Origin of the sequence: Sphingobium sp. IP1 (assembly GCF_002708645.1) — a bacterium.
In the GTDB taxonomy this organism is placed as follows: Bacteria; Pseudomonadota; Alphaproteobacteria; order Sphingomonadales; family Sphingomonadaceae; genus Sphingobium; species Sphingobium yanoikuyae.
Map to the genome: position 1 here is coordinate 1 of NZ_NOIW01000132.1, position 12640 is coordinate 12640.

A 12640-nucleotide genomic window follows, 5' to 3' on the forward strand; every position below is an offset into this window, starting at 1 on the left:
GGGCAGGGGGGAAACGCATCGGGCAGGGGGCCTTTCGCAATCGAAGATCATCTGCCCCTACAGACGGATCAGCCGCCAATTTCCGCGCCCGTGGCCCAATCGCGCTTGCTCGCTGCCGCGTCCCGCCCCACCATGGGGTCATCCCTACCGCGCAAAGGACCGCCGATGACCCGCCACCGCCTCTGGACCGTCCTGACCCTGCCCGTCCTCCTGTCTGCCGCGCTGGCCGCCTGCAGCGGCGAGAAGAGCAGTCCGGAGGAAAATGCCGCCGACAATGCGGTCAACGCGGTCGAAAATGCCATGGCCAACGCCGCCAACGCGACCAATGCCGCCGCGCCCAGAGCCGACGCCTTCAGCCCCTATGTCGGCAAATATCCCTTCGACAAGGTCGGCGCCCATAGCTGGAACGACGATCCGGCCGTGGTCGCGGCGGTGAAGGCGGCGGTCGCGGACAAGGCGGTGCGCAAATGGGTGCTGGAAGAGGGCGGCCCCGCTTCGCCGATCGCGACCGTCGACGGCAAGATCGCGGCCTGGTCGTGCGAGACCCATAATTGCGGCCCGCACCAATGGCTGACCCTGGTCGATCCGGCCAGCGGCACGGCCGAGGTCTGCTATTATGACGAGTCCGTCGATGCCCAGTCGACCCGCTGGTTCAAGGCCGGCAAGGAAGAAAAGCGTCCGGGCCAATGCCCTGACGTGTCGAACTGACGGGACAGGGGCGCCACATGATGCGGCGCTGCCTCTGCCGCTATTGGACGACGACCCGCACCCGACCCAGATTCTGGATGCGGGCATAGGGGGTGGCGGCGTCGCCCCTGCGTTCCGACGCGATGCGCAGCGTGGGGAAATAGGTGCCGGGCGCGGCGAAGCTGTGGCGTGTGGTCAGGGTCAGGCTGTTGCCCGAACCGCCGGGCAGCCTCGCCTTTTCGGCAAAGGCGCCGCTGCCGTCGAAATCCCATTCCGCCGACACGATCCGGCCGGTGCCCGGCGGTACACTGATGGTCGCGCGGAAGGTCACGGCCGCGCCGGGCTTCACGACGGCTTTCGCACTGCCATTGGCGGTGACGCTGGCGACCGGCTGGATGCCGCCGCGCGCGGTCGCATCGGCCGGCACGATCACCTGGCCATTATCGATGCGATAGGCGGTGTTCGCCGGCGGCGTAACGCCCTTTTCCACCCAGGCGGACAGGTCGCGCAGCGCCTGTTCCAGCATGCCCAGATAGCTGACCGTGCGGGTCGGGTCTTCCTGCTGACTGCTGTCACCATGCAGCGCATGGTCGGTGAACCAGATGCGGAAATTCTGGTCCGCGCCCGCACCCTGGGCAGCGATCACCCGCTGGCGATACCAGTCGCCCTGCCACGGCATGGCTTCGCGATCCCACAGATTTTCGACCAGGATCATCTTGCCCTGGAACTGCCCGGTCATCGGCGGCTGGCCCATCGGCTTGCCGGTGGTCGCGGCGGTGAAAAGCGGGCCGAGCAGGAAGGGCCGCTGCGGATAGAGCGGCTTGCCGTCGGCCCCGCGAAACTGGTCCCAGACCGGATAGCCGGCATCGGCCGGCGGCACCTGATGCCAATGATAGGTTTCGGCGGCGAGGAAATTGCTGTTGTCGACCCGCACCTTGTCGCCGGCCTTCAGCAGGTCGACCACGGCATCGTCCACCACGCCCAGGATCACGACATCACCGGCGATGCGGTTGATCGTCAACCGCTTGCCCTGCGCCGCGCCCGACCCGACGATCAGGTCGCCGCCGACGAAATAGTTGGCACGCGGCGGGCTCGACAGGCGGAAGGCGACGATGCGCTGCGCCGCCCGGCCCTGCAGCGCGGCAAAGGCATTGTCGACATTGGCCGCGCCATCGGTGATGCGGGTGTCGAGCTTCAATTCGGCCGCCTGCGCCGCGCTGATCGGCGCGGCGATGGTCGCGTCATGCTGCAGCCGATAGCCGTCGAAACTCTTGGGATCATCATGGCCAAGATAGCCCGGCTTGGTCCAGAAATCGGTGAAATAGCCGGCATCCGCCATCACCATCCCGCCATAAAGGGCGGCAAAGCCATGGATGCCCATCGTCTTCCAGCCGAACCAGCTGGGCGTCGGGAATCCCATCGCCGTCACTTCGCGCAACACCGATACCTGTTGCGGCGTCAGCCCGGCATAGGGATCGCCGCTGCCGCCCGGCTCCACCGCGTCCAATATCTGCGGGAACTTGTCATTGAGCACCCGCATCGCCCGCATCCGCACGGAGAACATGTTGGGCGGCGCCATCGGCGATCCCAGCACATAGGGGACGACGCCGTCCCACACGCCGGTCGTATTCTCGATCGAGCCGACCGTGCGGAAGCCCCCGCCGCTGCCGCCAAAGGCATAGCCATAAGGGCGCTTGCCGCCGTACATCTGCTGCGCCACGACCCGCGAATAGCGGGCCGATGCGGCATTGGCGCGATAGGCGGCGATGGTGAAGTCATTGGGCTTGCCCGGCATGCCCACCTGGTCGCGGCCGCCGCCATTGGTTTCGACATAATAGCCGCCCGACGCGATCGAGAAGCCGATATAATTTTCCTCGCCTTGCGTCAGCTTCTGCGCCAGATTCTCGTCATCGGGCACCGGCGTGATATGCTGGAAGAAGCGGCCCTGATAGTGCGCCTTGTCGGGGAAATAGAAGGAGAAACGGGTCTCCGTCCCCTTGAACCCGCCATGGACATAGCGGTGCCGCACCGGCGCATCGCGCCATTCGTCGATATCGATATAGGGCTGGGTGAAGAGCGGGTCTTCGGCGGCGGCGGCCGGGGTGCTGCCCGGCTGGGCGTCGGCGCCGGTCCCTGCCGTTGCGACCAAGGCCAGTGACAGGGCTGTCATGCAGAGGGCAATCGATCGGCGCATCTTCTTCTCTCCCGTCATGGTGTCAGACCGCCGCTGCTAGCGCCGCCCTGCCGGTCCGTTCGTCCCAATGATCCGCATCGCCGCCGAGCGCGCAATTGAGCATCGCGCGCTTCAGGAACAGGTGACAGGGATGTTCCATGGTGAGGCCGATGCCGCCGTGGAGCTGGATCGCCTCTTCCGCGACCAGCCGATAGACGGTGCAGGCCAGCGCCTTGAGCGCGCCCAGGGCGATGATATCGATCTCGACCTGCTGTGCCCGGCTCCAGAACAAGGCGTCGGCGGCGGTCAATTGGGTCCGCATGTCGGCGACGCGATGCTTGAGCGCCTGGAACAGTGCCAGCGGCCGATCGAACTGCTGCCGCGTTTCGAGATAGGCGACGGTCATCGCCAGCGCCGCCTCTGCGCCGCCCAGGCTGTCGCCCGCCAGACAGAAGAGGCGCAGCGCCTCGATCCGATCCGCCAGCGCGCGGGCGGCATCGCCCTGCGCCAGCGTGAGGCCGGGGCCTTCAAGGACGACATCGAACAGGCGACGGCTCTTGTCCCATCCGGCGCGATAGGTGACGGCAACCTGCTCGGCCGGCACCAGTGCCACCCGATCGCCGGTGACGTGCAAAATATGGCTGGCGGTATCGGCATCGGGCACGCAGGTCAGCCGGTCGGCGCCGTCCAGCCCACCCGCCAGCGATGCGGTCATCACCTCGCCCGCCATGGCGTCGGCGATCAGCGCCTCGCGCTCCGGCAGATGATCGGCAGCGGCCAGCGCCTCGATCGTCAGCATCTGCGCCAGCACGGGGCCGGGCACCAGCGCCTTGCCCACGCCCTGATGGATGACGCCCGTCGCCTCGCGGCCGAGGCCCAGGCCGCCCAGTTCCTCCGGCACGCCCATCATCAGCCAGCCCATCTCGGCGATCAGCGCCCAGCTCTGCGCCGCATCCGGGGCCAGTTCGCTCTGACCGAACGCCTTGTCGGCCGCGTCCTGCACTTCCGCGCGGGTCATGGTCATGCCGCGCCCTCCTTCAAGGTCCAGCTTTTGGGTTCGCGCGGCATGCCGACCAGCCGTTCCGCGATGATGTTGCGTTGCACCTCGTCGCTGCCGCCGGCGATGGTCCAGGCATAGCTGTTCATGAAATCCGCCATCCAGTTGCCGGTCTCCATGCCGCCGCCAAAGGTGATCGGACTGTGATATTGCGCGTCGATGCCACCCAGCCGAATCCCAAGCGATGTGAAGTCCCGTAGTGTGCGCGAATAGGACAGCTTGACGATGGAGGCGTCGCCGACCCGCTCGATCCCGGCAATGCGGTTAGCGAGGAACTGGTCGGCGACGGCGCAGGTCGCATCCACCTTGGCGCTCAGCCGGCCGAAGTCCCGCACTATGCCCTGATCGTCCTGCCGGCCCTGCGCCCGGATCAGCTCGCCTAGCCGCCACAAGGCGCCACGCAACCGGGCGCTGAGTTCCAGCAGGGTCAGGCCGCGTTCGGAGGAAAGGGTGGATTGCGCCACGGCCCAGCCCTGCCCCTCTTCGCCCAACCGGTCGCTGACGGGAATCTCGACATTGTCGAGGAACAGCTCGGCAAATTCCTCGTCACCATGAATCTGGTGGATCGGCCGCGCGATGACGCCCGGCGCCTTGAGGTCGAGCAGCAGATAGGTGAGCCCCGCCTGTTTCGGCCCGTCATTGCTGGTGCGCACCAGCAACAGGCATTTGTCAGCGAACTGGCCCATGGTCGACCAGAGCTTCTGCCCGTTGACGACATAATGGTCGCCGACCCGCTCGGCGCGGGTGCGGACATTGGCCAGGTCGGACCCGGCATTGGGTTCGGAAAAGCCCTGGCACCAGATTTCGCCGGCCAGGATGCGCGGGATCAACAGCGCCTGCTGCGCCTCGCTCGCCCATTCGAACAGGGTGCAGGCGGCATGATAGGTCGACATGAAGGACAACAGCAGCCGCGGCGTATCCGCGCGGGCCAGTTCCTCATAGAGGATCTTCTGTTCGGCAAGCGACCGGCCACCGCCCGGCCATTGGGCCGGCCAGTGCGGCACGGCATAGCCGCCCTCGACCAGCTTGGCGAACCAGTTGCGCTGGATTTGCAGGAAGGCGGCCTCGCTGCTGCTGCGCTCGCGCCAGCCGTGCGGCGCATTGTCGGCCAGCCATTGGCGCACTTCCTGCCGCAGCCTGTCGAGCGCATCGGTCAAAGCCTGCCCCTCCATCCCGTTCCGGTTCCTCTCATGCCCGACGCTAGGCCCAATTGCGCGGCCCCCCGCAAGATGGCGGCCGGCGATATCCCCAAGGCGATGGCGCTAGATCGCCACCTCGATCATGTCGTCGACGATGCGGACCGGATAGGTGGCGATCGGTTCGCTTGCCGGGCCGGTCAGCGGCGCACCGGTCTCCAGGTCGAAACGGGCGCCATGGGCCGGACAGGCGATCCAGCCCAGGCGGATACGACCGCAGGCGAGCGGTTCGTCGGCATGGGAACAGAGCGCGGCGATGGCATGAATCTGCCCGTCGCTGTTGCACAGCAGGATGGTCCGTCCGTCGATGGTTACGCTTTTGGTCTTGCCCAGCGGCACTTCATCCAAGGGGGCTGCCATTTTGAAATCGCGCTCGCTCATGCCCGAAAGCTGCCCAAGCCGGTGGAGCGCGGCAAGACCCGGCCCAAGCCCATCACCGGGGCGTTCTCTTGCCCGCCGCCCTGTCGCGCCGCGCCGCTCTTAAGTATCGCATCCCTGTTCGGCAGGGGATGCGTGGACCAATGAACTTTGAATGGACGCAGGATGAAGAGGCTTTTCGCCAGCGGTTGCGCGACTTTCTCGCCGCGACGCTGCCGGAGGATTGGGAGCGTTTCTCGCAGCATGGCCCGGCCTCCCCCGCGCTGACCGACTATGCCCGCACTTTCTGCGGGCGCCTGGCCGATGAAGGCCTGCTGACCCCGCACTGGGCCAGGGAGATTGGCGGCCAGGGCCTCGACCCCTGGCATCAGACCATATTGGCCGAGGAAATGTGGATCGCGGGCGAACCGCGCGGCGGCCAATATATGAACGTCAACTGGGTCGGGCCGACATTGATCCGCTATGGGTCGGACGCGCAGAAAGCCCAGTATCTGCCCGCCATCACCGGCGGCCGGGCGCTCTGGTGCCAGGGCTTTTCCGAACCCGGTTCCGGTTCCGACCTCGCCTCGCTGCGCACCCGCGCGACCCGCGACGGCGATGTCTATCGCGTGTCGGGGCAGAAGATCTGGACCAGCTATGCGGGCCTGGCCGACACCTGCTTCCTGGTCTGCCGCACCAGCGACGATCGCAAGCAGGGCATTTCCATCCTGCTGGTGCCGATGGACACGCCCGGCATCACCGTGCGGCAAATCCCCTCGCTGATCGGCGAGGGCGATATTCACGAAGTCTTCTTCGACGAAGTCATCGTGCCGGTGGAGGCGCGGCTGGGCGAGGAAGGCCAGGCCTGGGAGATTATCGGCTATTCGCTCACCAATGAGCGGCTCGGCATTCCGCGCTATGCCCTCGCCCGCGCGGCGCTCGACCGTGCGGTAATGCTATTGCAGGCCCAGGGTGAATTTGCCGGCGAGGCAGTGCGGATCGAGGCCGCCCATGCCGCCGCCCTGTGCGAAGCGGCGCGGATGGCCAGCTATGCGATCGTCGACCGCCGCTGCCGGGGCGAGGCGATCGGCGCCGAATCCAGCTCCGCCCGTTTCGCCACGGTGATGGCCGAACGGCGGGTATGCGAATTCATCGTCGAATATCTGCCGCAGGCACTGGCCGACGCCCACCCCTATCTCAAAATGCATCATCAGCGCGGGATTGTCGCGGGCATCGCCGCCGGCGCGGCGGAGATCCAGCTCAACATCATCGCCAGCGATGTGCTCAAACTGCCACGGGAGCCGCGCTGATGGACCTGTCCCTGACCGACGACCAGATCGCGATTCTCGACGCGATCGACACGCTGACCCGGCCTTATGCCGGCGCGACGCTGCATGAGGCGGGCTTTGCCCTGGCCAGCGAGGCGCTCGACCGCGATCTCGCCGAAGGCGGCTTCCTCGACATCGGCTTCGATCCCGACCTCGGCGCGATCAGCGCTGCCCTGGTGGTCGAGCGGCTGGCCCGCCTGCCCCAGACGGTGGAGGCAGCGGCCAGCGCCCTCATCCGCCCGCTGCTGGGTGATGCGACACCGCGCCCGCTCTGTCTGGTGGAGGAAGGCAAGACCCATCGCCCGGTCCGCTTCCTTGCGCCGGGCGCGACGGTGCTGCTGGTCGGGGCCGATCGCGTGCGCAGCTTCATCGCCGGCCCCGACCATGTCCGGGCCGAACCCGAAGCCCTCTACGCCTATCCGATGGGCAGCCTGATCGCCCAGCCGGACGACCTCACCGATCACGCCGTGTCGGCCGATGAGGTCCGTACCCGCTGGCGCGTGGCGCTGGCGGCCGAGGCGGCGGGCCTGCTCGCCGCCGCGCTCGACAGCACCGTCACCTATGTCACCGATCGCCAGCAATTCGGCCGCCCGCTCGCCACCTTCCAGGCGCTGCGCCATCGCCTGGCCGAGGCGCAGGTGCGCGCCAATGGCCTCTATTGGCTGGCGATGAAGGCGGCGGCCACGCTCGATGCCGGCGACGCGGCGCTGGCGGCGCTGCATGCGCAGGAATCGGCGCGCAGCTGCGTTTATGACTTCCACCAGTTTCTGGGCGCCATGGGCATGACGCTGGAGCATCCACTGCACCTGTGGACCTATCGGCTCAAGGCGCTGATCGGCGACCTCGGCGGGCGTGGCGGACAGGCGCTGGCGGCGGCCGATGCGCTCTGGGGTTAGAATCAACGAAAGAGCCTGATTCACGCCATCGGTGAAAGCGCGGTGCGCTTTCACCTCAGACGATCAGGCTCTAGCCCAGCTTTGGCTTGATCTCCTCGATCACCCAGCGGGCATAATCCTCATATTCGCTGATGCTGCGCACCGCCGGGATCGGCACCGAACTCATGGTGACGCCCAGCGTCGCGAACCAGCCGAGCCGGTCGATGATCTCCGGCGCGGTCATGCCCGGCCGAGCGCGCGGATCGTCGACCACGGCATGGCCCTCGCCCACCCGGCTGGTGGCAAAGCCGTACATCACGTCGAACGGACGGCCGTCATAGCCCGGCTGCGACTTGATGAAGTCGATCTTGGCCGGAATATCCTCGGGTTTCGTCAGATAAGGCCACCAGCCACTGGCATGGCGCGCGGCGCGCTTCAGCACGGCGTCGGCCTCCCCGCCCATCCAGATCGGCAAATGTGGCTGCTGCACCGGGCGCGGAGCAAAGGCGACATCGCGGAAAGAGACGAACTCGCCCTCGAACTGCGGATCGTCGCTGGTCCACAGCTCGACGATCGCGGCCAGATATTCGTCGCACATCCGCCCGCGCTGGTGGAAGGGGACGCCGAGCAGGTCGAACTCCTGCTCCAGCCAGCCCGCGCCGAAGGTCACCATCGCCCGGCCGCCCGACAGCCAGTCGATCGTCGACAGCGCCTTGGCGGTGATCGCGGGATGCTGCAGCGGCAGGATCGCGATCGAGCTGTTGATGCGGATGCGGCTGGTCGCGCCAGCATAATAGCCCATCGCCGCATAGGCATGGAAATGATGCGGCCCCGACAGGTCGACATGGGCGCGCGGGATCAGGAAATGTTCCGGCACGCTGATCATGTCGTAACCCAGATCATCGGCCAGCTTGGCCAGCCGCGTCTGGTCCGCGCCCGTGACCGACAATTCCCAGGGCTGCATCGTCGCCTTCAGCTCGATCAGCCGCGGCATGCCGAAGGCGAATTTCATGACCCCGCCTCCCGTCGGCTCAGAAGCCCAGGTCGAGCACCGGCCCGTCGAAATTGCCGGCCAGTTTCTGTGTCGCCGCGCTCAGCTTATCCATGGGTTCATGCCGGATATAGCCGTCGATGATCCGCTGATAATTGCTGATCAGCCCTTCGATCACCTTGGACAGGCGCATGAAGTCGAAGCCCTCGGCATGCAGCCCCTTCTGCTGCAGCGGGATGTTGGAATAATCCTGGCGCGGGATCATCGGGAACTGGTCGCTGTCATAGGGCAGCATCACCGGTGCCATCACCACCGGCGGCTCCTGTCCTTCGGGGAAATGGGTCAGCGACCAGAGTTCGAACATGCAGCTTTCCGGGCCGAGCGGGCGGATGCGATAGGCTGCCATGCTGGATAGGAAGGGCAGCAGGAAATAGTTGGGGAAGATGAATTCCACCGACTTGACCGGGGTTTCCACCGCCAGCTTGTTGAGATCGGGCGTGGGTTCGCCGCGCGCCTGTCCGGCCTGGGTCACGCAATGATTGACCATGCCGAACCAGTGCATGATCGCCTGTTGCGGGTCTTCGGGCAGGTCCACGTCGATCAAGGTGCGGGCGACAGCGACATCCTTGGCATGGCACATGCCGGCCATGCCCTCGCTCAGCAGCTGCATATGGTCGACCTGGTCGACGATATTTTCCTTCATCGACCGGTTGGGATTGATCGGCACGCCGATCCCGCCCGTGTCCATGCCGTACATCATGTTGTAGAGGATCGGCACCTTCTGCTGCAGTTGCGGATGGGTGCGCATGACATGATAGCCTTCCATGAAGGCTTCCATCGCGACCTTCCAATTGGCCGGCAGCACCGTGCCGAAACACCATTCGGCGCGCATCTTGTCGGCATTATAGGCGTCGAGCCCCACCGCGAGCGGGCCGAGCTGTTCGCGCAGCGACGGCGCGTCATCGTCGAAATTGATGAAGACGCAGCCCATCTCGATCTCGGTGCGGCACGGGCGCAGGGCCAGATCCTGTTCGTCCAGCTGATGCTCGGAGAACATGTGCCGGCCATAGACGAAGGTATTCTTGCCCTCGATATTCCAGCGCCAGCCATGGAAGGGGCAGATGAAGCCCTTGCCCTTGCAATTGCCATGGCTGCCCTCGGTCAGCGGCACGCCGCGATGGCGGCAGGCGTTATGATAGGCGCTGATCCCGTCCTTGGTCCGCACGATGATGACGGACTTGCCCAGATTGCTATATTCGATCCAGTCGCCGACCTCGGGTACCTGCTCCACGCGGCAGGCCATCTGCCAGACATGGGGCCACAGCTCCTCGCATTCGCGGCGATAGAAATCCGCGTCATAATAGCGTGCCGTGGGAATGCGCTCGGGATCGCTGATTTCCAGCGGGAAGCCCGCACGCGTCATTTCAGCAGCCTCAACCATGCCATGCCTCACCCAGATTTCTTGCTTGGATGAAGTGGTAAAGGCTGGGCTGGGGAGCGCCAAGGCAGCGCCCCAACCCATCGCCCTACCGATGGACGGCCACCCCCAGTTCGTCCAGCACCTCCCGGCTATGCGCCCCCAGTTCCGGCGCGCCGCCCGCGACCCGGCCCGGCGTCTGCGAGAACCAGGTCGGCACGCCGGGGAAACGCACCGGCCCCTGCGGCGTCTCGACCGTCTCGAAAAAGCCGATCGCGTTGAGATGCGCATTGTCGAACAGCTCGTCCGTGGTGCGCAGCGGCGCAGCCGGGATGTGCAGCGCCTCCAGCAGGTCGAGCCATTCCTGCGTCGTCCGCTCGGCAAAGGTTTCGCCCAGCAGGCCATAGACCCGGTCGATCTGCTTCGCCCGCTTGGCCAGCGTGTCGAACTCGTCGGTCGCCCAGGGCGGGTTCACCGCCGCGACGAAGGCGTTCCAATGCTTGTCATTATAGACCAGCGCGGCGACATGGCCGTCCTTGGTCGCATAGGGCTTGCGATTGCGGGCGACGACGCGGTGATAATGGGCCGGCCCCAGCGGCGGCTCGAACAGCATGCCGCTCGCATGTTCGGTCAGCATGAAGGACGCCATGGTCTCGAACATGGAGACTTCCACCTCCTGCCCCTCGCCGGTGCGTTCACGGTGGAACAGCGCCATCATCGTCGCATAGAGGCCAGTGAGGCCCGCCACCTTGTCGGCGATGATCGTCGCCATGAAATCGGGCTTGCCGGTCATCAGCTGCTGCAGGTGCGGAATGCCGCATTCGGCCTGGATCGTGTCGTCATAGGCGGGCTTGTCGCCGTCCGGCCCGCGCCGGCTATAGCCATAGCAATTGGTGTAGACGATGTCGGGCCGGATCGCCTTCACCGCCTGATAGTCGAAGCCCAGCTTGGCGATCGCCTTGCCGCGCATCGAATGGATGAAGACGTCGGCGGTGGCGATCAGCGCGCGCAGCGTCGCCTTGTCCTCCTCCTGCCGCAGGTCCAGCACCAGGCTGCGCTTGCCGCGATTGACGTTGGTGAAGACGCCGCCCAGCGCGGGCGTCGGCCCGGAATTGATATAGCGCGTCGCATCGCCCGCCGGCGGCTCGATCTTGATCACGTCGGCGCCCATGTCGGCCATGATCTGGGTCGCATAGGGGCCGAATACCATCGCCGTCAGGTCCACCACGCGGATCCCGGCCAGCGGCCCTTTCGGCATGTGCGTCGCGTCCATCATCCTCTCCCCATAACTGCCTTGGGGCTAGGCCAAGGGCGCGGCGAAATCCACGCGCAACCCCTTCGCCCCACCGATATGTGGGGCCGCCCGATTGTGCGCGCGGGAGGCCCGATGATACCCGCAGGCGATCATCCAGACGCCAGCAGAAGGCCCCCAGAGACGTGGATTTTGCCCTGACCGAAGACCAGAGGAACATCCGCGATGCGGTGTTCCAGCTCTGCGCCCAGTTCCCCGACGATTATTGGCTGGAACGGGACAAGGACGCCGTCTTCCCGTTCGATTTCCACCGGGCGATGGCGGACGCCGGCTGGCTGGGCATCGCCATGCCGGAACCCACCGGCGGCGCGGGCCTGGGCATTACCGAAGCGGCGATCATGGTGCAGGCAGTGGCGGAGGCCGGTGGCGGCATGACCGCGGCGTCCAGCATCCACGGCCCGGTCTTCAGCCTGGAGCCGATCGCCCTGTTCGGCACGGACGAACAACAACAGCGCATGATCCCGCCGATCATCTCCGGCGCGGAGAAGATGTGCTTTGCCGTGACCGAACCCAATACAGGGCTCGACACGACGAAGCTCAAGACCCGCGCAGAACGGGTCGAGGGCGGATACCGCGTCAATGGCGAGAAGATCTGGATCACCAACGCCCATGTCGCCGACCGGATGATGCTGCTCGCCCGCACCACGCCGCTCGACCAGGTGAAGAACAAGACACAGGGCCTGTCGCTCTTCTTCACCAAACTGGATCGCGACAGGATCGAGCATCAGCTGATCCCCAAGATGGGCCGCCACGCGGTCGGCTCCAACATGCTGTTCATCAACGACCTCTTCATCCCCGAGGAGGATCGGATCGGCGAGGAAGGTCAGGGCTTCAGGATCATCCTCAAGGGGCTGAACCCGGAACGCATATTGCTCGGCGCCGAAGCGATCGGCATAGACCGCAACGCGATCCAGCGCGCCGCCCGCTATGCCCGCGAACGCATCGTCTTCGACCGGCCGATCGGCATGAACCAGGGCATTCAGCATCCGCTCGCCAAATGCTGGATGCAGCTGGAGGCAGCCAACCTGATGGTGATGAAGGCCGCTACCCTGTTCGACAAGGGCGAGGATTGCGGCGTGGAAGCGAACAGCGGCAAATATCTCGCGGCCGAATCCGCGTTCGAGGCCTGCCATACCGCGATGCTGACCCTGGGCGGCATGGGCTATGCCCAGGAATATCATGTCGAACGGCTGCTGCGCGAAGTGCTGATCCCGCGCACCGCCCCGGTCAGCCCCCACATGATCCTC

General features: G+C 65.9%; 11 protein-coding genes. 4 read left to right on the forward strand and 7 right to left on the reverse strand.

Annotated elements, in window-relative coordinates:
• Positions 1-165: 165 nt before the first annotated feature.
• Entirely contained in the window at positions 166-708 is a 543-nt protein-coding gene (locus CG471_RS26305) for a hypothetical protein (protein WP_099234274.1), read from the forward strand.
• A gap of 40 nt (positions 709-748) precedes the next feature.
• Here the strand turns inward: CG471_RS26305 and CG471_RS26310 are convergent, their stop codons facing one another.
• The 4 genes from CG471_RS26310 to CG471_RS26325 form a co-directional block, all read right to left on the reverse strand.
• Entirely contained in the window at positions 749-2881 is a 2133-nt protein-coding gene (locus CG471_RS26310) for a PKD domain-containing protein (RefSeq protein WP_099234275.1), read from the reverse strand.
• 22 nt (positions 2882-2903) lie between these two features.
• Positions 2904-3884 (reverse strand): acyl-CoA dehydrogenase family protein, encoded by a 981-nt coding sequence (locus tag CG471_RS26315; RefSeq protein WP_099234276.1) that lies wholly within the window; start codon positions 3882-3884, stop codon positions 2904-2906.
• Positions 3881-5089 carry an acyl-CoA dehydrogenase family protein gene (locus CG471_RS26320; RefSeq protein WP_099234277.1) on the reverse strand — a complete coding sequence of 403 codons (1209 nt, stop codon included), beginning with the start codon at positions 5087-5089 and terminating at the stop codon, positions 3881-3883. Before CG471_RS26320 ends, CG471_RS26315 begins: the two co-directional genes overlap by 4 nt.
• Positions 5090-5179: 90 nt before the next feature.
• Complete coding sequence (locus CG471_RS26325) at positions 5180-5494, reverse strand: non-heme iron oxygenase ferredoxin subunit (RefSeq protein WP_099234278.1); 315 nt, start codon at positions 5492-5494, stop codon at positions 5180-5182.
• Positions 5495-5634: 140 nt separating this feature from the next.
• Here CG471_RS26325 and CG471_RS26330 point away from each other — a divergent pair, with 140 nt between their 5' ends.
• Both CG471_RS26330 and CG471_RS26335 read left to right on the forward strand, forming a co-directional pair.
• Complete coding sequence (locus CG471_RS26330) at positions 5635-6780, forward strand: acyl-CoA dehydrogenase family protein (RefSeq protein WP_099234279.1); 1146 nt, start codon at positions 5635-5637, stop codon at positions 6778-6780.
• Positions 6780-7694 (forward strand): acyl-CoA dehydrogenase family protein, encoded by a 915-nt coding sequence (locus CG471_RS26335; RefSeq protein ID WP_099234280.1) that lies wholly within the window; start codon positions 6780-6782, stop codon positions 7692-7694. Before CG471_RS26330 ends, CG471_RS26335 begins: the two co-directional genes overlap by 1 nt.
• Positions 7695-7764: 70 nt before the next feature.
• Here the strand turns inward: CG471_RS26335 and CG471_RS26340 are convergent, their stop codons facing one another.
• From CG471_RS26340 to CG471_RS26350, 3 genes are all read right to left on the reverse strand, one after another.
• Positions 7765-8685, reverse strand: coding sequence for a TIGR03619 family F420-dependent LLM class oxidoreductase (locus CG471_RS26340; RefSeq protein WP_099234281.1), 921 nt, complete (start codon positions 8683-8685; stop codon positions 7765-7767).
• Positions 8686-8704: 19 nt separating this feature from the next.
• Complete coding sequence (locus tag CG471_RS26345) at positions 8705-10087, reverse strand: SRPBCC family protein (RefSeq protein ID WP_099234283.1); 1383 nt, start codon at positions 10085-10087, stop codon at positions 8705-8707.
• Positions 10088-10190: 103 nt separating this feature from the next.
• The gene (locus CG471_RS26350; RefSeq protein ID WP_099234284.1) at positions 10191-11354 is read right to left on the reverse strand and encodes a CaiB/BaiF CoA-transferase family protein; all 1164 of its coding nucleotides are present in this window, start codon (positions 11352-11354) and stop codon (positions 10191-10193) included.
• Positions 11355-11518: 164 nt separating this feature from the next.
• Here CG471_RS26350 and CG471_RS26355 point away from each other — a divergent pair.
• A partial coding sequence (locus CG471_RS26355) for an acyl-CoA dehydrogenase family protein (RefSeq protein WP_099234282.1) occupies positions 11519-12640 on the forward strand: 1122 nt, incomplete at its 3' end.